At 52.1% G+C, this 21,825-nt stretch carries 20 protein-coding genes; 10 read left to right on the top strand and 10 right to left on the bottom strand.

From position 1 onward, the window contains the following. Positions 1–2 precede the first annotated feature (2 nt). The 5 genes from gudP to syd form a co-directional block, all read right to left on the bottom strand. On the bottom strand, positions 3–1,355 hold the full coding sequence (gene gudP / locus OGX94_RS08365) for a galactarate/glucarate/glycerate transporter GudP (RefSeq protein ID WP_200921230.1): 1,353 nt from the start codon (positions 1,353–1,355) through the stop codon (positions 3–5). 342 nt (positions 1,356–1,697) lie between these two features. Beyond that, positions 1,698–2,147, bottom strand: coding sequence for a flavodoxin (locus OGX94_RS08360; protein ID WP_003825676.1), 450 nt, complete (start codon positions 2,145–2,147; stop codon positions 1,698–1,700). Positions 2,148–2,166: 19 nt separating this feature from the next. Continuing rightward, positions 2,167–2,949 carry a tRNA pseudouridine(65) synthase TruC gene (gene truC / locus OGX94_RS08355; RefSeq protein WP_126317471.1) on the bottom strand — a complete coding sequence of 261 codons (783 nt, stop codon included), beginning with the start codon at positions 2,947–2,949 and terminating at the stop codon, positions 2,167–2,169. Then, positions 2,949–3,278, bottom strand: a complete 330-nt coding sequence (locus OGX94_RS08350) for a YqcC family protein (RefSeq protein ID WP_003825670.1) — start codon at positions 3,276–3,278, stop codon at positions 2,949–2,951. The genes truC and OGX94_RS08350 overlap by 1 nt, the downstream gene beginning before the upstream one ends. Before the next feature lie 632 nt (positions 3,279–3,910). Further along, entirely contained in the window at positions 3,911–4,456 is a 546-nt protein-coding gene (gene syd / locus OGX94_RS08345; RefSeq protein WP_257662054.1) for a SecY-interacting protein, read from the bottom strand. A gap of 68 nt (positions 4,457–4,524) precedes the next feature. On the opposite strand from syd, the gene queF reads away from it, so the two are divergent. The 5 genes from queF (at position 4,525) to xni (ending at position 11,047) form a co-directional block, all read left to right on the top strand. Then, on the top strand, positions 4,525–5,373 hold the full coding sequence (gene queF / locus OGX94_RS08340) for an NADPH-dependent 7-cyano-7-deazaguanine reductase QueF (protein WP_003825665.1): 849 nt from the start codon (positions 4,525–4,527) through the stop codon (positions 5,371–5,373). Between the two features lie 113 nt (positions 5,374–5,486). Continuing rightward, positions 5,487–6,851, top strand: a complete 1,365-nt coding sequence (gene ppnN / locus OGX94_RS08335) for a nucleotide 5'-monophosphate nucleosidase PpnN (RefSeq protein WP_003034076.1) — start codon at positions 5,487–5,489, stop codon at positions 6,849–6,851. Positions 6,852–7,411: 560 nt separating this feature from the next. Next, positions 7,412–8,701 carry an HAAAP family serine/threonine permease gene (locus OGX94_RS08330; protein WP_003034073.1) on the top strand — a complete coding sequence of 430 codons (1,290 nt, stop codon included), beginning with the start codon at positions 7,412–7,414 and terminating at the stop codon, positions 8,699–8,701. A gap of 53 nt (positions 8,702–8,754) precedes the next feature. Next, positions 8,755–10,122: an L-serine ammonia-lyase gene (locus OGX94_RS08325; RefSeq protein ID WP_003034070.1), complete on the top strand. Its 1,368-nt coding sequence runs from the start codon at positions 8,755–8,757 to the stop codon at positions 10,120–10,122. A gap of 169 nt (positions 10,123–10,291) precedes the next feature. Continuing rightward, on the top strand, positions 10,292–11,047 hold the full coding sequence (xni, locus tag OGX94_RS08320) for a flap endonuclease Xni (protein ID WP_063940943.1): 756 nt from the start codon (positions 10,292–10,294) through the stop codon (positions 11,045–11,047). A 76-nt stretch (positions 11,048–11,123) separates the two neighbouring features. Here xni and fucO read toward each other — a convergent pair whose 3' ends face one another. Together fucO and fucA are read right to left on the bottom strand one after the other, a co-directional pair. Beyond that, positions 11,124–12,272 carry a lactaldehyde reductase gene (fucO, locus tag OGX94_RS08315; RefSeq protein WP_149334897.1) on the bottom strand — a complete coding sequence of 383 codons (1,149 nt, stop codon included), beginning with the start codon at positions 12,270–12,272 and terminating at the stop codon, positions 11,124–11,126. An 11-nt stretch (positions 12,273–12,283) separates the two neighbouring features. Next, positions 12,284–12,931, bottom strand: a complete 648-nt coding sequence (gene fucA / locus OGX94_RS08310) for an L-fuculose-phosphate aldolase (protein WP_003825656.1) — start codon at positions 12,929–12,931, stop codon at positions 12,284–12,286. 563 nt (positions 12,932–13,494) lie between these two features. On the opposite strand from fucA, the gene fucP reads away from it, so the two are divergent. The 5 genes from fucP to fucR all read left to right on the top strand — a co-directional run bounded on the left by fucP (position 13,495) and on the right by fucR (position 19,348). After that, positions 13,495–14,805: an L-fucose:H+ symporter permease gene (gene fucP / locus OGX94_RS08305; RefSeq protein WP_008785696.1), complete on the top strand. Its 1,311-nt coding sequence runs from the start codon at positions 13,495–13,497 to the stop codon at positions 14,803–14,805. Positions 14,806–14,836: 31 nt separating this feature from the next. Further along, positions 14,837–16,612 (top strand): L-fucose isomerase, encoded by a 1,776-nt coding sequence (gene fucI / locus OGX94_RS08300; RefSeq protein ID WP_257662055.1) that lies wholly within the window; start codon positions 14,837–14,839, stop codon positions 16,610–16,612. A 107-nt stretch (positions 16,613–16,719) separates the two neighbouring features. Next, positions 16,720–18,138: an L-fuculokinase gene (gene fucK / locus OGX94_RS08295; RefSeq protein WP_149334898.1), complete on the top strand. Its 1,419-nt coding sequence runs from the start codon at positions 16,720–16,722 to the stop codon at positions 18,136–18,138. A gap of 1 nt (position 18,139) precedes the next feature. Beyond that, on the top strand, positions 18,140–18,562 hold the full coding sequence (fucU, locus tag OGX94_RS08290; RefSeq protein WP_048215640.1) for an L-fucose mutarotase: 423 nt from the start codon (positions 18,140–18,142) through the stop codon (positions 18,560–18,562). Positions 18,563–18,619: 57 nt separating this feature from the next. Beyond that, on the top strand, positions 18,620–19,348 hold the full coding sequence (fucR, locus tag OGX94_RS08285) for an L-fucose operon activator (protein WP_003825642.1): 729 nt from the start codon (positions 18,620–18,622) through the stop codon (positions 19,346–19,348). A 35-nt stretch (positions 19,349–19,383) separates the two neighbouring features. Here fucR and rlmM read toward each other — a convergent pair whose 3' ends face one another. From rlmM to gcvA, 3 genes are read right to left on the bottom strand one after another with little or no spacing between them, the layout of a single operon-like run. Beyond that, complete coding sequence (rlmM, locus tag OGX94_RS08280) at positions 19,384–20,484, bottom strand: 23S rRNA (cytidine(2498)-2'-O)-methyltransferase RlmM (protein ID WP_003034040.1); 1,101 nt, start codon at positions 20,482–20,484, stop codon at positions 19,384–19,386. After that, positions 20,477–20,872 (bottom strand): DUF423 domain-containing protein, encoded by a 396-nt coding sequence (locus OGX94_RS08275; RefSeq protein WP_003034037.1) that lies wholly within the window; start codon positions 20,870–20,872, stop codon positions 20,477–20,479. Before OGX94_RS08275 ends, rlmM begins: the two co-directional genes overlap by 8 nt. An 18-nt stretch (positions 20,873–20,890) precedes the next feature. Next, positions 20,891–21,808, bottom strand: coding sequence for a glycine cleavage system transcriptional regulator GcvA (gene gcvA, locus OGX94_RS08270; protein WP_003034035.1), 918 nt, complete (start codon positions 21,806–21,808; stop codon positions 20,891–20,893). Positions 21,809–21,825 lie beyond the last annotated feature (17 nt).

Below are 21,825 nucleotides of genomic sequence, written 5' to 3'. Positions count from 1 at the left end.
CATCATTGTCCTGCGACAGGTTTCAGTTCGATACGTTTAATATCGCCCACCAGCACCAGATAGCTCACCACCGCAATCAGCGCATGTACCCCGACGTAAATCAACGCGCCGTTAAATGAGCCGGTGGTCCCTACGATATAGCCGATAGCAATTGGCGTGACGATGCCGGAGATGTTGCCAAACATGTTGAACAAACCGCCGCTCAGACCGCTGATTTCTTTAGGTGCGGTATCAGCCATCACCGCCCAGCCCAGCGCACCGATACCTTTGCCGAAGAAGGCCAGCGCCATAAAGCCGATGATCATCCACTCCACATTGACGTAGTTACAGAACACCATCACCATCGACAGCAGCATACCGAGTACGATTGGCGTTTTACGGGCGATATTCAGCGAACCGGTACGGCGCATCAACCAGTCGGAAATAATGCCGCCGAGCACGCCGCCGGCGAATCCGCAAATGGCCGGAACCGAAGCAACAAAGCCAGCTTTCAAAATCGACATACCGCGAGCCTGCACCAGATAAACCGGGAACCAGGTGATAAAGAAGTAGGTCAGCGCGTTAATGCAGTACTGGCCGATGTAAATCCCGATCATCATCCGTGAACCCAGCAGCTGTTTGATTTGCCCCCACTTCACGCTAAACGGCACTTTAGTTTTGGCTGCCGCCTGATCCATGTTGATCAGCGCCCCACCTTCGGCAATGTACTCCAGCTCTTTTTGGTTTACGCCCGGGTGCTGGTTCGGTTCATGAATCACCTTCAGCCAGACGAAGCTTATAATGATCCCGAGGCCGCCCATAAAAAAGAACACATGCGACCAGCCCACTTCATGGGTCAGCCAACCCATGATTGGCGCGAAGATAACGGTGGCAAAGTATTGCGCAGAGTTAAAGATAGCGACCGCCGTGCCCCTTTCCTGTGCCGGGAACCACGCCGCCACAATACGACTGTTGCCGGGGAAGGAGGGCGCTTCAGCTAAACCGACGAGGAAACGCAGAGTAAACAGCGCAACGATAATGCCGAAACCACTGAAGATATCGACAAAACCCTGCAACAGGGTAAACATGGACCAAATAAAGATGGACCAGAAATAAACGCGTTTTGAACCAAAGCGGTCGAGCAACCAGCCGCCAGGAATCTGGCCGATAACATAGGCCCATGAGAAAGCGGAGAATACATACCCCATCCCTACCGCATCCAGACCAATGTCTTTGGCCATCTCCGAACCGGCAATGGATAAGGTGGCGCGATCGCCGTAGTTGAAGGATGTGACGATAAACAGCATCACCACTATCCAGTAGCGAGCGTTAGTGCGTTTTTCCGCGCTGCTCGACGCCTGACTTAATGAACTCATTGTTGCACTCCTGAATCCTGGCTTTCGCCAGTTCATTCTGTACAGCACCTGTAGGGTGATCAGAATGAGAGGTTAGTGTGTGGCAGTGTTGGTACAGCTCAGGGCCGTTTTATTCTGACTCGCTGCCATTCCGGGAACTGACGGGAAAAGTATATGAAGGAGTGCCACTTGCCCTCACCGTGCATGAACACAACATTAGGGAGGCAGTGAGAAGTTGTTTGGGGCATAAGCCCAAAGTAGTGGAAGTTAGTTCACGTAATTGGGGTTTTATTGCCGGGTGGCGGCTTCGCCTGGCCCGGCTTGCGGTTCAAATGGGGGTTGCAGCCCGTACGGGCGAGGGAGTTACTTAAGCAAGGTTCCCCAGTTTTCTACCCAGGGATTGGATTCGCTTTCCGGTTCAGGATGCTCGCTGGCATCAATCAGCAGCATTTCTCCTACACGGTGGGCGCTTTGTTCCTGCAACAAGGCATCGAACTGTTTGCCGCCATTGCAGAAATTAACGTAGCTACTGTCGCCCAGCCCAATTACCCCGTAATGCAGATTTGGCTGGAAACCGAGATTATCTTTGATCCCTTGAAACAGCGGCACGATGCTATCCGGCAGATCGCCCTGCCCGGTCGTGGAAGTCACCACCAGTACATATTTATCCTGATATGCCTGCCAGTCGCTAAGCTCCGGATCTTCGAACACCGTAGCTTTATGACCCTGCGCCGTCAAAATAGCTTCGGCCTCTTCGGCAACCAGCAGCGCGTTTCCGTACATCGTGCCGACAAAAATTCCAATTTCCGCCATAACCGTAATCTCCTGGGACTTAAGAATCTATCTGCTCATCCTGACCTGACAGCCCGCTGAACTCAACCCTTTCATTCTCAGAGAGAAGTCCACGCCAGCCAAACTGTGATAACGCCTGCATCCAGACGTCATCCAGCCCGGCGCGAATAACCAGCGGTTCGCCGGTGAAAGGATGGGTCAGCGCAAGCTGGCTGGCATGCAGCATCAATCTCTGGCAACCGAAATGCTCCGCGGCGCTGCGGTTTTGCCGCAAATCACCATGCTTGCTGTCGCCGATAATCGGATGGCGCAAGTGCGCCAGATGGCGTCTGAGCTGGTGCTTGCGACCGGTTTTAGGGTCCAGCTCCACCAGCCCGTAACGGGTAGTCGGATAACGCCCGGTCGCTACCGGCATTTCTACCGTTGCCAGGCCACGATAATGGGTGACAGCAGGCTGCGGGCCTTTATCATCGCGGGCAAACTTATCGGCAATCTTATCCAGCTCTTCGACCAGCGGGTAATCCAGCACGGCATCATCCATCAGCCAGCCACGCACAATCGCATGATAGCGTTTCTGAATTTGATGATGTTCAAACTGCTGGGACAGTAAACGCCCGGCTTCGCTGGACAGTCCCATCAGCAGCACGCCGGAGGTTGGTCTGTCGAGTCGATGGGCGGTAAATACGTGCTGACCAATTTGGTCGCGCACCGTTTGCATCACCACCACTTTCTCATCCCGGTCGAGCCAACTGCGGTGAACCAACCAGCCCGAAGGTTTATTGACGGCGACCAGCCATTCGTCCTGATAAAGAATTTCCAGCATCAGGCGTTATCACTTGTAAACAGCGCATCCAGCTCCTGCAATGCAGCCAGGAGAATGTCGCGCTGCGGGTGATCGGCTGCCAGCGCCATTTCGTAATACGGTGCGACGGCAAAAGCCTGCGGAAGCGGCTGCGCGTTATCAATCAACGTATGCATGCGGGGAATCAACACCCACTGCAGCCACTCGACCGGCTCCATGGTATCCATACAAAAAGGCTGCGTACTGGTAAACAGATGCTCTGCTGGCTCATCCATCCGCCAGTGATGATGTTCACGCAGTAGCGCTTCAAGTGCGTGTAACTGCTGGCGCACACGGTCATGAGTCGTCATGAAATTAACCTCAATGATGAAAAAATCTGGCGCGAAGAATAGCACTAGTGAAGGGAAATAAAAAAAGGGAGCACTGTAAAAACAGTGCTCCCGGTTCGTTTCGCAGCATTCCAGCTACTTTTAGTGCTCCCTGCTCATCCGTGACAACTTTTCCTGTGGTCTTACGACCGTGTTCATCCTGAACTTTTGCATCCTGCTCACATCACCCCGATGTGAAAACTTCATCCTGAAGTATCCTGGCCATCCAGACCCGCCGAACATCCTGACCGGCTCTCATTCTCCATCCTGGAGGTGTCCTTTAACGCATCCAGCGTCTTCCTCTTTGCTTCGTCCTGAAGCCTGTCCTTGCAACACCGTCCTGGTGTGTCCTGTCGAAGAGCCATCATCCTGATGTTCTCTTCGTTGTGCGACTCCTTGTCGACAGATATAGAATCGCCTGTTTCGCTTTGTCTTACAAGATGCTTACAGGCTTACCCTTACGATTATTTTCGTATGAAAGTTGACAATAAGACACTAACCAATTGAATAATAATAAATTATTATTTTATCAATTCATTAAGTCTTTACTTATCACCTGGCAATGTCCTACAGGGTTTGTAAGAGATCTCTCACAAGATTCAGGGCAAACTGGATTACAGAACTGGCTTAAGTTGAGTGAGGAATTCCGCAAGTGAAGCCGCCAGCACCGTTCGTTTACGGGTTCCCAGCGTTTCTTTGCACACTTCACCGGACAGATTGCACACCGAAATGACGTCAAGCTCATTATCTTGTGTGGCAATAAAAAGCGTAGGTGATAGCTTGAGGCGCTTTTGCGTAACCAGATGACCAATCAGGTTTTCCTGAACGCGCCTGAAGTCATCTTCACTCCAGGTTTGCAGCAGCGTGAGCTTTTCATCCGCAAACTGCGCGTGCATATCACCAGCAAACTGGGTGGTGTAAAAAGCGTGAGCGGCAGGTTGTACCACAATATCAAAGGCCCGTTCAACCGCATTGAGGTTATTTTCGCCGACAAAAGGTTGAGGCCGCCAAAATACGGCATCGTCTGTGGAAGAAATGATACACGGAGAAGGTACGCCATACAGCTCTTCGCTGAGCGGCCAACTGTTGTTTTTTTCATGCCATGCGTCGCAATAACGCGTCGTAAAGGCTATCAACGCCTGCGCTGTCAATTCGTCCACTGATTTCTCTCTTCACAAAAGCCAGGATACACTTGTCGCATAGTGTATCTGGTTTATGACGGTGAAACATGTCCTCTTATGAAAATCATCAGGCGCTTAACGGCCTGACTCTTGGTAAATCAACGGATTACCGAGACAATTACGATGCAAGTCTGTTGCAGGGCGTTCCGCGCAGCCTGAATCGCGACCCGCTGGATTTAAAGGCCGATAACTTGCCTTTTCACGGTGCGGATATCTGGACGCTATATGAACTGTCGTGGCTGAATGCCAACGGCTTACCGCAAGTCGCGGTCGGTCACGTGGAACTGGATTACACCAGCGTAAATCTGATTGAGTCGAAAAGCTTTAAGCTTTACCTGAACAGTTTTAACCAGACGCGTTTTGATTCCTGGGACGCGGTACGCCAGACACTGGAAAACGATCTTCGCGCCTGCGCTCAAGGTGATGTCAGCGTGGCGCTGTACCGCCTTGACGAACTGGAAGGGCAGCCGATAGCCCACTTTAATGGGACCTGTATCGACAATCAGGATATCGTCATCGACAACTACCAGTTCAGCACTGCGTATCTGGAAAATGCCGTGAGCGGTGAAAAAGCAGTGGAAGAGACGCTGGTCAGCCACCTGCTGAAATCCAACTGTCTGATTACCCATCAACCCGACTGGGGCTCCATACAAATTCAGTATCGTGGACGGAAAATCGACAGAGAGAAGCTGCTGCGTTATCTGGTCTCCTTCCGCCACCATAATGAATTTCATGAGCAGTGCGTGGAACGTATTTTCAATGACATTCTGCGCTTCTGCCAGCCAGAGAAACTGAGCGTCTACGCACGCTACACGCGACGTGGCGGCCTGGACATTAACCCATGGCGCACCAACACCGATTTCACTCCGGCAACCGGTCGTCTGGTACGTCAGTAATCTTTTTTCTCAATTTTGCGTGTCGGATTCCGCGCGCAAGGTTGTGAAAGGTCATAAGCCAGGGCTATTGTAATCAATAGGGAATGACGTGTTGCGTCCCATAAGGAGTTTACTTGATTACACATATTAGCCCGCTTGGCTCAATGGACATGTTGTCGCAGCTGGAAGTCGATATGCTTAAACGCACGGCCAGCAGCGACCTGTATCAACTGTTTCGTAACTGTTCGCTTGCCGTTCTGAACTCCGGCAGTTTGACCGACAACAGCAAAGAACTGCTGTCACGCTTTGAAAGTTTCGATATTAACGTACTGCGCCGCGAACGGGGCGTGAAGCTGGAACTGATCAACCCACCTGAAGATGCGTTTGTTGACGGACGCATTATTCGTGCACTACAGGCAAACCTGTTTGCCGTGCTGCGTGACATTCTGTTCGTCAATGGCCAGATCCATAACGCTGGTCGTTTTCAGCATTTGGATCTCGAAAGCTCGGTGCATATTACCAACCTCGTATTCTCGATCCTGCGTAATGCACGGGCGCTGCACGTTGGTGAAGCGCCGAACATGGTCGTCTGCTGGGGCGGTCACTCAATCAACGAGAATGAATACCTGTACGCCCGTCGCGTCGGCACCCAACTGGGCCTGCGCGAACTGAACATCTGTACCGGCTGCGGTCCGGGGGCGATGGAAGCGCCAATGAAAGGCGCTGCGGTCGGCCACGCCCAGCAGCGATACAAAGACAGCCGCTTTATTGGCATGACCGAACCGTCAATCATCGCCGCTGAACCGCCTAACCCGCTGGTAAACGAACTGATCATCATGCCGGACATTGAAAAACGTCTGGAAGCGTTCGTGCGTATCGCCCACGGTATTATCATCTTCCCGGGTGGCGTAGGGACAGCAGAAGAGCTGCTGTATCTGCTGGGGATCCTGATGAATCCTGCCAACAAAGATCAGGTTCTACCGCTGATCCTGACCGGACCAAAAGAGAGTGCGGATTACTTCCGCGTGCTGGACGAATTTATCGTGCACACGCTGGGGGAAGATGCGCGTCGCCACTATCGCATCATCATTGACGATGCGGCAGAAGTGGCGCGTCTGATGAAAAAAGCGATGCCGCTGGTGAAAGAAAACCGTCGCGACACAGGAGATGCTTACAGCTTTAACTGGTCGATTCGTATCGCGCCCGATCTGCAGATGCCGTTCGAGCCGTCCCATGAAAACATGGCCAACCTGAAGCTGTACCCGGATCAACCCGTTGAAGTATTGGCCGCCGATTTACGGCGTGCATTCTCCGGTATTGTGGCAGGTAACGTGAAGGAAGTCGGGATCCGCGCTATTGAAGAGTTTGGCCCGTACAAAATCCACGGTGACCGCGAAATGATGCGCCGCATGGACGATCTCCTGCAGGGCTTTGTTGCACAACATCGTATGAAGTTACCGGGCACTGCGTATATCCCTTGTTACGAGATCTGCGCCTAACCTTCAACACCCGCTAGCAGCGCTATAGCGGTGACAGTTTTGTCCATATCAAAGCCGGGTTTGGCGCACTTGCCTCCCGGCTTTTTTTAGTGATACCAGTCACATAACTCCGACAATCATATAAATGTCAGTGATGATTCATAAAAAACAGCGAGCTACGCAAACGATTACCTTGAAAAACCAACCGTGATTTATCTTAGAAAATTATTATTAGTCGCCGAAATCATCTAAAAACAACAGTTTTTACAGCTGAACACGCCTATCTTCGCGCCTTCGCTTTCATGAGATATGTCGTTAATGTTAGCCTTCGCGCCCGTAAATTCGCTTTGACTATTTTTTAACAGATTAATGGCCCAAATTTATCCACATAAAAGGTGGATTATTGCATTTGGGATCCCGATCACTGATACATTCATTACTAAAATGTATCTTTCCGCCCGAAAATTATTACGGCGAAAAATTATATAAAAATCGCTCAACGAATTTCGATTTACAGTCGGGTACTTTCTCATTGGATTGACCCCAAACCCGACTTTTTAAGCTTCCTCCAGGAGAAATAGATGGAAAACACTCAAACCAGCACTATCGTTACGGGCCAGACCCGCAGCGCATGGCGCAAAACAGACACCATGTGGATGCTGGGCCTTTACGGCACGGCGATTGGGGCGGGTGTATTGTTCCTGCCGATTAACGCAGGCGTAGGCGGTATGATCCCGCTGATCATCATGGCGATCCTTGCCTTCCCAATGACCTTCTTTGCACACCGTGGCCTGACTCGCTTTGTGCTGTCCGGTAAAAATCCGGGTGAAGACATCACCGAAGTTGTAGAAGAACACTTTGGTGTTGGTGCAGGTAAACTGATTACCCTGCTCTACTTCTTCGCTATCTACCCGATTCTGTTGGTTTACAGCGTAGCCATCACCAACACGGTTGAAAGCTTCCTGACCCACCAGCTGGCGATTACGCCGCCGCCGCGCGCAATCCTGTCACTGATCCTGATTGTCGGCATGATGACCATCGTGCGCTTCGGTGAGCAGATGATCGTTAAGGCGATGAGCATCCTGGTATTCCCGTTCGTTGCGGCGCTGATGCTGCTGGCGCTGTACCTGATCCCTCAGTGGAGCGGTGCGATTCTGGAAACCATGTCTTTTGACTCTGCGGCAACCACCGGCAACGGCCTGCTGTTGACCCTGTGGCTGGCAATTCCGGTAATGGTGTTCTCCTTCAACCACTCCCCGATCATCTCCTCCTTCGCCGTGGCGAAGCGTGAAGAGTACGGTGATGAAGCAGAGAAAAAATGCTCCAAGATTCTGGCATTCGCTCACATCATGATGGTACTGACCGTTATGTTCTTCGTCTTCAGCTGTGTATTCAGCCTGACTCCGGCAGACCTGGCAGCAGCGAAAGAGCAGAACATCTCGATTCTGTCTTACCTGGCGAACCACTTTAACGCGCCGATTATTGCCTGGATGGCACCGATCATCGCGATTATCGCTATCACCAAATCCTTCCTGGGCCACTACCTGGGCGCACGTGAAGGCTTCAATGGTATGGTGATTAAGTCTCTGCGCGGCAAAGGCAAATCCATCGAAATCAACAAACTGAACAAAATCACTGCGCTGTTCATGCTGGTAACCACCTGGATTGTGGCGACGCTGAACCCAAGCATCCTCGGCATGATTGAGACCCTGGGTGGCCCAATCATCGCGATGATTCTGTTCCTGATGCCGATGTATGCCATTCAGAAAGTACCGGCAATGCGTAAGTACAGCGGCCATATCAGCAACGTCTTCGTTGTGATTATGGGCCTGATCGCTATCTCCGCTATTTTCTACTCTCTGTTCAGTTAATTCCCCTGCGCCGCTCCTCGGGGCGGCGCACCTCGATACACAATGGACGCCTCATGATTAGCGTATTCGATATTTTCAAAATCGGCATTGGCCCTTCCAGCTCCCACACTGTTGGCCCGATGAAAGCAGGCAAACAATTCACGGATGACCTGATTGCACGCGGAATTCTCACTGACGTAACCCGCGTAGTGGTTGATGTCTATGGCTCTTTATCTCTGACGGGGAAAGGTCACCATACCGACATCGCGATTATTATGGGCCTGGCGGGTAATCTGCCGGATACCGTAGACATTGATGCCATTCCGTCCTTTATCCAGGATGTGAATACTCATGGGCGTTTGCTGCTGGCAGACGGTCAACATGAGGTCGAGTTCCCGGTCGATAAGTGCATGAATTTCCATGCGGACAATCTGTCCCTGCACGAAAACGGGATGCGCATTACCGCACTGGCGGGCGAAAAGGCCATTTACAGCCAGACTTACTATTCCATTGGCGGTGGGTTCATCGTTGATGAAGAACATTTTGGTTTACCGAACAACTCTCCGGTAAACGTGCCATATCCGTATAAATCCGCAGCTGATTTGCAACGTCATTGCCAGGAAACCGGCCTGTCGCTTTCCGGTCTGATGATGCAAAACGAACTGGCGCTGCACAGCAAAGAAGAGCTGGAACAGCACTTTGCTAACGTCTGGGAAGTGATGCGTAGCGGGATTGAACGCGGCATCACCACCGAAGGTGTATTGCCGGGCAAACTGCGCGTTCCGCGTCGTGCTGCTGCGCTGCGTCGCATGCTGGTCAGCAGCGACAAAACCACCACCGACCCGATGGCGGTTGTTGACTGGATCAACATGTTCGCGCTGGCCGTGAACGAAGAAAACGCAGCCGGTGGACGCGTGGTGACTGCACCAACCAACGGTGCATGCGGGATTGTTCCTGCCGTACTGGCGTATTACGACAAGTTTATCCGTGAAGTGAACGCTAACTCGCTGGCACGCTACATGCTGGTCGCGAGCGCCATTGGTTCACTGTACAAGATGAACGCCTCTATCTCTGGTGCCGAAGTCGGCTGTCAGGGTGAAGTTGGCGTCGCCTGCTCCATGGCAGCGGCTGGTCTGGCTGAACTGCTGGGCGGTAGCCCAATGCAGGTGTGCATCGCGGCAGAAATCGGTATGGAACACAACCTGGGTCTGACCTGCGACCCGGTTGCCGGCCAGGTTCAGGTACCGTGCATTGAGCGTAATGCCATTGCTTCGGTTAAAGCGGTGAACGCTGCACGTATGGCGCTGCGCCGTACCAGTGAACCACGCGTGTGCCTCGATAAAGTTATCGAGACCATGTACGAAACCGGTAAAGACATGAATGCCAAATACCGCGAAACCTCTCGTGGTGGTCTGGCGATGAAGATTGTCACCTGCGATTAATTCTCAGCACATTTTCGTATCTGTAGGCCGGATAAGGCGCTCGCCGCATCCGGCTTTTATTGCCTGCTGGCGCTTCGCTTATCAGGCTTTCGGATAGCGCTCTTTCGCAATGCTCGTCTCCACTCGTCGTGAATGTTACCCTACAGACTAATTTGTTAGGGAGAACACCTTGGCCGTCCACCTGCTCATTGTTGATGCACTGAATCTCATCCGCCGTATTCACGCCGTACAGGGCTCCCCCTGCGTGGAGACATGCCAGCACGCGCTCGATCAGCTGATTGTGCACAGTCAACCCACGCACGCCGTGGCGGTATTTGATGACGAAGCGCGTAACAGCGGCTGGCGTCACCAACGGTTACCTGACTACAAAGCCGGTCGCCCGCCGATGCCTGACGATTTACACCAGGAAATGTCCGCCTTACGCGCCGCTTTTGAACAGCGCGGCGTCTGCTGCTGGGTATCCAGCGGGAATGAAGCCGATGATTTAGCCGCCACTCTGGCGGTGAAAGTTAGCCAGGCGGGACACCAGGCGACTATCGTCTCAACCGATAAAGGCTACTGTCAGCTACTCTCCCCAACGCTGCGGATTCGCGATTATTTCCAGAAACGCTGGCTGGATGCGCCGTTTATCGAGAAAGAGTTCGGCGTACTGCCGCAACAGCTGCCAGATTATTGGGGACTGGCCGGGATCAGCAGTTCTAAAATACCGGGGGTTGCCGGTATTGGTCCTAAAAGCGCCACACAACTGCTGGCACAGTTTCCAACGCTGGAGGCGCTGTATGAACATCTGGATGACGTACCGGAGAAATGGCGCAAGAAACTCGAAGAACATCGGGAGATGGCGTTTTTGTGCCGCGATATCGCGCGGCTGCAAACGGACTTACATATCGACGGAAACCTACAGCAGTTACGGCTGGCGCGGTAGTCTTATTTCCGGATGGCGCTGCGCTTATCCGGCCTACTTATCGTACAACCCTGTAGGCCGGATAAGCGCCAGGTGATTACCAGGCAGTATGGTACAGCTCAACGATATCCCCAAGGCTCGCTTCACGCGGATTTCCCCCGGTACAAACATCGTCAAATGCGGCTTGCGCCAGCGCAGGAATATCCTCTTTACGGACGCCAACATCGCGTAGATGCAGTGGGATACCTACATCGCGATTAAGGGTGAAGACGGCATCCACCGCCGCTTTGCGTGCATCTGCCAGCGTCAGTCCTTCAACCTTAACCCCCATTACCCGGGCAATATCGCGGAATTTTTCCCCGGTGAATTCGGCGTTATAGTGCATCACGTGCGGCAGCAAAATGGCATTCGCGACGCCGTGCGGCGTGTTGTAGAACGCGCCTAACGGGTGCGCCATACCATGCACTAATCCCAGACCTACGTTGGAGAAACCCATCCCGGCAACGTACTGGCCCAGAGCCATCGCTTCCCCCGCCTGGCTGTCGCCCGCAACGGAACCGCGTAATGACCCGGCAATAATTTCGATGGCTTTAATGTGCAGCGCATCGGTAAGCGCCCACGCAGCCCGCGTGATGTAGCCTTCAATGGCATGAGTCAGTGCATCTACGCCAGTAGCCGCTTTTAATGCAGCAGGCATGCCGTCCATCATGTCAGCATCAATGAACGCCACCTGCGGGATGTCATGTGGATCGACACAAACAAACTTACGCCGATTCTCTTCGTCAGTGATCACGTAGTTAATGGTCACTTCCGCCGCCGTTCCCGCAGTGGTTGGGATAGCCATAACTGGCACGCTCGGGAAGCGTGTCGGCGATAACCCTTCAAGGCTGCGTACATCCGCAAACTCTGGGTTATTGTTAATAATGCCAATCGCTTTACAGGTATCCTGCGGGGAGCCTCCACCAATGGCGACCAGATAGTCTGCGCCGCTTTGCTGAAAGACACTCAATCCTTCCTGCACTACCGCAATGGTTGGATTAGGAATAACGCCTGAATAGATTTCCCATGCCAGACCTGCAGCATCCATTCGGGAAGTCACCTTCTCAACAACGCCGCACTGCACCAGATTTTTATCAGTCACAATCAACGCTTTGCGATAACCACGACGAATAACTTCATCGGTTAATGCGCCAACAGCGCCCCGGCCAAACCATGCCGTTTCGTTCAGAATCATTCTGTTCGCCATCGTTTTATCTCCTATTCCTCAATACGCAATCCGTATGTTTTGAATTTTTCCAGCACAATAGCGATAGCCTCATCATCCAGTACCGGAACCGGATCGGTAATCGCCAGCGTGCTGAGATAAAGCTGCGCCAGCACTTCCACTTCATGCGCTAACCACAGGGCTTTTTCCAGATTTTCTTCGCAGGCGATCAGCCCATGATGCTGCAACAGCGTTGCTTTTCGGTTTTTCAGCGCTACCGCAACGTGCTCGGAAAGCTCACGCGTGCCAAACGTCGCATATGGCGCACAGGGAATTGAGTTACCGCCAGCCGCCGCAATCATGTAATGGATTGCCGGGATTGGCCGGTTGAGAATAGAAACAGCAGTACAATGCACGGCATGATTATGGACCACCGCCTGAGCATCGGGACGCGTCTGATAAGCGGCCATATGGAACCGCCACTCGCTGGAAGGTAATTTCCCTTCTTCGTGCTGCCCCTCAGCATTGATGTACACTATGTGGGATTCGGTGAGTTTGTCATAGGGAATACCCGTCGGGGTAATTAACATCCCGTCCTGGTAACGCACACTTACATTACCCGCAGTCCCCTGATTCAGCCCCAGACGGGTCATTTCCAGGCAGGTATTGATAATCTGCCGTGCCAGCGTATTTCGTTCCATTACTTACCTCTCTCAGTGAGTCAAAATTCGACAACAGAACATTGCTAATACCTCGACGCTCTGTTGATTTAAGCGGGTATTTGCTAACTATCATCATGCTGAATAAAGAGAAGGGAATTTTTAGCACTGGATTTTGTGATGTTCATCAACTAATAACGATGAATAAAAACATGCAAGCATAATATTACAATTGCAAAATGTCCGTTCTTAATAAAACCATTGTAAAACGGTCATTTGCGAATAAATTGTTACCATTGCCCGTTTTCCACTTAACTAATTAATTCGGGCATTATCCCTGTGGCTTTTTAATTTATTTTCCTCAAACGGTCATTGTTTTAAAGAAATTAAAGTGATGATAATCACATAAACCCACACCCTGAGCATAAATGTGACCACCATCATATTAATGGCCGGTTTTTATTTGAAAATGAATTCATGAGTTCATTCATGAAGGCCAATTTTATCTGGCAGGTTACCGGAACTCACCTGGATTAGCAGGTTGGTAAAAATCACCAATCGTACTCTTAAGCTGTTGAACATGCTTATGAACTGATGAGGATGCTATGGGAAACACATCAATACAAACACAAAGTTTTCATGCGGTAGAGCGGGGGCAGACAAAAAATTATGTCATTCCCTTCGCGTTACTCTGTTCACTGTTTTTTCTTTGGGCGGTTGCCAATAATCTTAATGACATTTTATTACCACAATTTCAGCAAGCATTTACATTAACAAACTTTCAGGCTGGTCTGATTCAATCTGCTTTTTATTTTGGTTATTTCGTCATTCCAATCCCAGCCGGGATCCTGATGAAAAAACTAAGTTATAAAGCAGGCATTATTACCGGATTATTCTTATATGCCATCGGTGCAGCATTATTCTGGCCAGCGGCTGAGGTAATGAATTACACCTTATTCCTGATTGGCCTATTTATTATTGCGGCGGGCTTAGGTTGTCTGGAAACGGCTGCCAACCCTTTTGTAACCGTACTGGGCCCGGAAAGCGGTGGTCACTTCCGATTAAATCTCGCGCAAACTTTTAACTCATTTGGTGCCATTATTGCGGTTGTTTTTGGGCAAAGTCTTATTTTGTCTAATGTGCCACATCAATCTCAAGACGTACTCGATAAGATGGCGCCAGAACAGCTAAGCGCCTACAAGCACAGCCTGGTGTTATCGGTTCAAACCCCTTATATGATCATCGTCGCGGTCGTTTTGCTGGTCGCCCTGCTGATCATGTTTACCAAGTTTCCGACCCTGCAAAGTGACGATCACAGTGACAACGCTCAGAGTTCATTCTCCGCGTCCCTTTCCCGCCTGGTGCGCATTCGCCACTGGCGTTGGGCGGTACTGGCGCAGTTCTGCTACGTCGGTGCACAAACTGCCTGCTGGAGCTACCTGATTCGCTACGCAATCGAAGAGATCCCAGGCATGACGCCAGGTTTCGCCGCCAACTACCTGACCGGCACCATGGTGTGCTTCTTTATCGGTCGTTTCTCCGGCACCTGGCTTATCAGTCGCTTTGCGCCGCATAAAGTGCTGGCCGCATATGCCCTGCTTGCCATGATCCTGTGCCTGATTTCCGCCTTCACCGGTGGCCAGATCGGCCTGCTGGCCCTGACGTTGTGCAGCGCATTTATGTCGATTCAGTACCCAACCATTTTTTCTCTGGGGATCAAAAATCTGGGACAAGACACCAAATATGGCTCGTCTTTTATCGTCATGACCATCATTGGCGGCGGCATTGTGACCCCGGTGATGGGCTTTGTCAGCGATGCCGCTGGCAATATCCCGACCGCTGAACTGGTCCCGGCGCTTTGCTTCGCCATCATCTTTATTTTTGCCCGCTTCCGTTCACAAACGGCAGCCAACTGAATATTTATCCGAATAACGTGAGGAATCTGTGATGAAAAAAATCAGCTTACCAAAAATTGGTATTCGCCCGGTTATTGACGGACGTCGTATGGGTGTACGTGAGTCGCTCGAAGAGCAAACCATGAATATGGCTAAAGCTATCGCAGCGCTTATCACTGAAAAACTTCGTCATGCCTGCGGCGCACAAATTGAATGTGTGATTGCCGATACCTGTATCGCCGGCATGGCAGAATCCGCGGCCTGTGAAGAAAAATTCAGCAGCCAGAATGTTGGCGTGACGATTACAGTTACCCCATGTTGGTGCTACGGCAGTGAAACCATCGACATGGATCCGATGCGCCCGAAAGCGATCTGGGGCTTCAACGGTACGGAACGTCCGGGGGCGGTTTACCTGGCCGCCGCACTGGCAGCTCACAGCCAAAAAGGCCTTCCTGCCTTCTCCATCTATGGTCATGACGTACAGGATGCAGACGACACTTCTATCCCTGCCGATGTTGAAGAAAAACTGCTGCGTTTTGCCCGTGCCGGTTTAGCGGTTGCCAGTATGAAAGGGAAAAGCTACCTGTCTGTCGGTGGAGTATCAATGGGCATCGCCGGTTCTATCGTCGACCATAACTTCTTTGAATCCTGGCTGGGTATGAAGGTGCAGGCGGTTGATATGACCGAGCTGCGTCGTCGCATTGACCAGAAAATCTATGATGAAACCGAGCTGGAAATGGCGCTGGCGTGGGCGGACAAAAACTTCCGCTACGGCGAAGATCAGAACGCACAACAATATAAGCGTAACGCAGAACAAAGCCGCGCGGTGCTGAAAGAAAGTCTGCTGATGGCTATGTGCATTCGCGACATGATGCAGGGTAACAAAAAGCTGGCAGACAAAGGTCTGGTCGAAGAATCCCTGGGCTATAACGCGATCGCCGCAGGCTTCCAGGGCCAGCGTCACTGGACCGATCAATACCCAAATGGCGATACCGCCGAAGCGTTGCTCAACAGCTCCTTTGACTGGAATGGCGTTCGTGAACCGTTCGTTGTCGCGACAGAAAACGACAGCCTGAACGGCGTGGCGATGCTGTTCGGCCATCAACTCACCGGCACGGCCCAGGTCTTTGCCGATGTGCGCACCTACTGGTCGCCAGAGGCGGTTGAACGCGTCACGGGTAAACCACTGACCGGTCTTGCTGAGCACGGCATTATTCACTTGATTAACTCCGGTTCTGCGGCACTGGACGGTTCCTGCAAACAGCGCGACAGCGAAGGTAAACCGACCATGAAACCACACTGGGAAATCTCGCAGAAAGAGGCGGATGAATGCCTGGCGGCAACCGAATGGTGCCCGGCTATTCACGAATACTTCCGTGGGGGCGGTTACTCATCTCGCTTCCTGACTGAAGGCGGTGTGCCGTTCACCATGAGCCGTATCAACATCATCAAAGGGTTGGGGCCGGTGCTGCAAATCGCGGAAGGCTGGAGCGTGGAGCTGCCGAAAGATATGCACGACCAGCTTGATGCGCGTACCAACTCCACATGGCCAACCACCTGGTTTGCTCCGCGCTTAACCGGCAAGGGCCCGTTCAGCGACGTCTATTCCGTCATGGCTAACTGGGGCGCTAACCACGGGGTGCTGACGATTGGTCACGTAGGTGCGGACTTTATCACTCTGGCTGCCATGCTGCGTATCCCGGTGTGCATGCACAACGTGGAAGACGAGAAAATTTATCGTCCTTCCTCCTGGGCCGCCCACGGTATGGATACGGAAGGTCAGGATTACCGCGCTTGTCAGAACTACGGTCCGCTGTATAAGCGTTAAACATCGAGCGATTGCCTGATGGCGGCGCGGCCTACGAAGCACACGGTTTTGTAGGCCGGATAAGGCGAAGCCGCCATCCGGAAATAGGTAATCTCCCAGGAGCAATTATGAAACAAGAGGTTATTCTGGTTCTCGACTGTGGCGCGACCAACGTGCGGGCCATTGCCGTTGACCGACAGGGAAAGATTGTCGCCCGCGCAGCGACCCCGAACGCCAGTGACATCGCCGCAGAAAACAGTGCCTGGCACCAATGGTCGCTGGAGGCCATTCTGCAACGCTTTGCCGACTGCTGTCAGCGGCTTTCCTTACAACTGGCCGCCTGCCAAATTCGCGGGATCGCCGTCACCACCTTCGGCGTGGATGGCGCGCTGGTGGATAAGAACGGAAAACAACTGTATCCGGTGATCAGCTGGAAATGCCCACGTACCGCAGCGGTTATGGAGAATATCCATCGCTACATGTCACCGCAGCAACTGCAGGAAATCTCCGGCGTTGGGGCGTTTAGCTTCAATACGCTGTACAAACTGGTATGGCTGAAAGAGAACCACCCGCAATTACTGGAACAGGCGCACGCCTGGCTGTTTATCTCGTCGCTTATCAACCAACGTTTAACCGGCGAGTTCACAACTGACATCACCATGGCGGGAACCAGCCAGATGCTGGATATCCAGCAACGTGATTTCAGCCAGGACATTTTGCAGGCAACAGGCATACCGCGTCGCCTGTTTCCGCGCCTGGTTGAAGCAGGCGAACAAATTGGGGTACTGCAACGCGAGGCCGCCAGCCAGCTCGGACTTCCAGAGGGTATTCCGGTCATCTCTGCCGGACACGACACACAGTTTGCGCTATTTGGCGCAGGAGCCCAACAGGATGAACCGGTACTCTCTTCCGGCACATGGGAAATTCTGATGGTGCGCAGTGCGCAGGTAAATACCTCCCTGCTCAGCCATTATGCGGGCTCCACCTGTGAGCTGGATAGTCAGGCTGGGCTTAACAATCCCGGAATGCAGTGGCTGGCCTCCGGCGTGCTTGAATGGGTTCGAAAGCTGTTATGGACCGAGGACACGCCCTGGCAAACGTTGATTGATGAAGCTCGGGATATTCCCGCTGGTGCCGAAGGGGTGAAGATGCACTGCGACCTGCTGGCCTGTCAGAATGCGGGCTGGCAAGGGGTTACCCTCAATACTACCCGTGGACACTTTTATCGCGCCGCGCTGGAAGGACTGACAGAACAGCTGCAGCGGAATCTGCAAACGCTGGAAAAAATCGGCCATTTCCAGGCCACTGAACTGCTATTAGTTGGCGGGGGCAGCCGCAACATCTTGTGGAACCAAATCAAAGCGAACGTACTCGGGATCCCAGTCAAAGTGCTGGATGATGCCGAAACTACCGTGGCAGGCGCCGCAATGTTTGCCTGGTCAGGCATCGGGGAATTTACCTCCCCGGAGCAGGCGCGCGAACAGGTGCGCTATCAGTACCGTTACTTCTATCCGCAAACCGAATCCGAACTCACAGGAGTCGAGTAACATGCTTAAAACGATATCTCCCTTAATTTCCCCCGACTTACTGAAAGTGCTGGCCGAAATGGGACACGGCGATGAGATTATCTTTTCCGATGCCCACTTCCCGGCCAACAGCATGGGGCCGCAGGTCATCCGCGCTGACGGTCTGCTGGTCAGCGATCTGCTGCGGGCGCTTATTCCGCTATTTGAACTGGACAGCTACGCCCCACCGCTGGTGATGATGGCTGCGGTTGAAGGTGACACTCTCGATCCTGACGTTGAGGCTCGCTATCGTCAGGCACTTTCATTACAGACCCCCTGCCCGGACATCACGCGTATTGACCGCTATGCCTTTTACGAACGAGCACAAAAGGCGTTTGCGATCGTTATCACAGGAGAGCGGGCAAAGTACGGGAATATTCTTTTAAAAAAAGGGGTAACGCCGTAATCTCTGGTCAGAATGCCCGTCAGGTACGGGCATTCATCATTAGATGAGGATCAGAACATGAAAGCGGCGCGCCAGCAGGCAATCGTAGATCTGCTTACTAACCACAAAAGCCTGACAACCGAAGCCCTGGCTTTGCAGCTTAACGTCAGCAAAGAGACCATCCGCCGCGATCTCAGCGAGTTACAGACCCAGGGAAAAGTGTTACGCAACCACGGTCGGGCCAAAGTTATTCACCGGGAAAATCAGGACAGCGGTGACCCATTTCATATTCGACTCAAAAGCCACTATGCACACAAAGCGGATATCGCCCGTGAAGCGTTGGCATGGATCGAAGAAGGTATGGTAATTGCCTTAGACGCCAGCTCTACCTGCTGGTATCTGGCGCGACAGTTACCGGACATCAACATTCACGTTTTTACCAACAGCCAGCCCATCTGCCAGGAATTGGCTAAACGTGAACACATTCAGCTTATCAGCTCCGGCGGTCGTCTTGAGCGCAAATACGGTTGCTACGTTAATCCCTCGCTTATCTCGCAGCTAAAACCACTCGAGATTGACCTGTTTATTTTTTCCTGCGAAGGGATCGACAGCGACGGTGCGCTCTGGGACTCAAATGCAACCAACGCAGACTTCAAATCCATTCTGCTTAAGCGTGCATCGCAGTCTTTATTACTGATCGATAAAAGTAAATTTAATCGTTCGGGAGAGGCCAGAATTGGGCATCTGGATGATGTGACGCATATTGTTTCAGATACACAGCTGATTGAAGCAATCCAGGCCGAATAGGGCGATTACGCCGCCATCCGACCTGGGTTGTAGCCTTATCGCTCGTCGCGACGACCGCCGACGGCAGCCCACAGACGACGTACGTGAACGGTTACTTCTTCACGGTCATGATACAACTGACGCGCCTGAATCTGGGCATTTACACCATGTTCATCAAGCTGGGCCTGAATGTAAGCCAGGTTCTGTGACACCTCTTCGTAGCGTTTTTTCATCGGCAGTTTGAGGTTGAAGATCGTCTCACGACACCAGCCGTTGACCAGCCATTGTGCCATCAGCGCGGCAACCTTCGCCGGCTTCTCCACCATGTCACAGACCATCCACGAAATGTTGTTGCGATTCGGACGGTACTTAAATCCGTCTTCACGCAGCCAGGTGACCTGTCCGGTATCCATCAGGCTTTGCGCCATCGGGCCGTTATCCACGGAGTAAACCCACATGTTGCGTTTAACCAGCTGATAGGTCCATCCGCCCGGGCAGGCGCCTAAATCCACCGCATACATCCCGTTCGCCAGACGCTCATCCCATTCATCGGCAGGGATAAACACGTGCAGCGCTTCTTCCAGCTTGAGCGTTGAACGGCTCGGCGCATCGGCTGGAAACTTCAGACGCGGAATCCCCATGTAAAACGGTGAGTTATTGTCAGGCCAGGAATAGCCGGTATAACAACAGCCAGGGGCAATAAAGAAGACGTGAACCACCGGACGCTTTGGCGTTTCATACTTTGCCAGTACGCCCGCTTCGCGCAGCGCTGCACGCAACGGTACGGTAAATTTACGGCAAAATTTAACCAGCTCTTTGCTTTCATTGGTGTCGGCAACTTCTACTCGCAGATCGCCACCCTTTTCCACCACGCCCTGCAACATGCCAACGATCGGCGTAATGCGATCTTCCGGCGGTAAGTATTGCAGCAACTCGCCCACCACAAACATTTGACGAGCAAAAATCAGCGAACTAAACGGCAGCTCTTTCACTAACTTTTCAGCATCGTCCTGCTGATAGCATTCGAAGATGACGTAACCCGCATTGTCTTTCACGCGGGCAAAACCGAAGATTTCCCGGCGTCCTGCTTTATCCGTAATTTCTGCGGCGCACTCTTTTTCAAAACCCGGGCGACACAACAATACAACCTTATTCATGGCTAACGCCCTTACGTTTCAATCGAATAGCGCCCACTAACATCAGCGCCCAGCCTACGAGGAAGCTGAAGCCGCCAACAGGGGTAACAAACGCCCACAGGCGTAAATGAGAGAGCGCGAGACAATACAGGCTGCCGCTAAACAGCACTGTACCTAATGCCAGAAACACGCTACTCCAGTAAAACCAAATACTAATGCGCCGTTGCATGGCGACGGCCAGGCCAAAGATAGCCAGCGTATGAAACGCCTGATACTCAAGGCCGGTCTGAATCCACCCCATTTCAACAACACCGAGGGTTTTACTCAGAACATGTGCCCCAAAGGCGCCCAACGCCACAAAAATAAAGCCACTTACGGCGGCAAAAATCAGCATAAAACGGCTGGTCATTTGAATACCCTACGTAAATTATTGTTCATAACGAAAGCGGAATTTTTCTTGTTCCGTGGCCGCTTTCGCCAGAATCCACTGACGGAAGGCGGCTATTTTACCCAGTTCTGCCTGACTGTCATGACAAACCAGATAAAATGCGTTTTTGCTGACCAGAACATCGTTAAACGGACAGACCAGACGTCCGGCTTCAATTTCGGACTGCGCCATGACATTGTTAGCCAGCGCGATCCCCTGTCCATGGATTGCAGCCTGTAGCACCATGGCGCTATGGCTGAAGATAGGTCCTTGCTGTACGTTGATATGATTCAGGCCAAGCTGGCGCGTATAGGCTTGCCAGTCTCGTCGCGACGCATCATGCAATAAAGTGTGTTTTGCCAGGTCGTCCGGTGTCTTTAGCGGTTTATCACCGGTAAGCAACAGCGGAGAGCAGACCGGCAATAAATATTCTGCGTACAATTTTTCCACGCGCAGACCCGGCCAGTTGCCGCGTCCGTAGAAAATCGCCACATCAACATCATCAGCCAGTTTGTCTTCCTGACGGTCCACCGCCTGGATCCTGACATCGATTCCCGGATAAGCTGAGTTAAAGCTAGAGAGTCTGGGCACCAGCCATTGGATCGCAAAACTGGGCAATAAACTCACGGTAAGCGCACCTTTTGCACTGCGTGCCTGAAGTTTACGCGTCGCGTCGGTTAATTGCGAAAAAATCTCTTTAATGTCGAGAAAGTAGCTTTGACCTTCTTCCGTTAACAGCAAAGATCGATTGCGTCGACGAAACAGTTTTAGCCCCAAAAAATCCTCAAGTGACTTGATTTGGTGACTTACTGCGGCCTGCGTCACAAAAAGCTCTTCTGCTGCGCGAGTAAAGCTTAAATGACGCGCGGCAGCATCAAAAACACGTAACGCATTTAAGGGTGGTAATCGTTTTGACATGACTTTTAGGCTTTGAT

The sequence above is a fragment of the Citrobacter sp. Cpo037 genome (genome assembly GCF_030332945.1).
Classification (GTDB): Bacteria; Pseudomonadota; Gammaproteobacteria; order Enterobacterales; family Enterobacteriaceae; genus Citrobacter; species Citrobacter portucalensis.
This window is presented reverse-complemented; position numbering and strand designations above follow the sequence as displayed.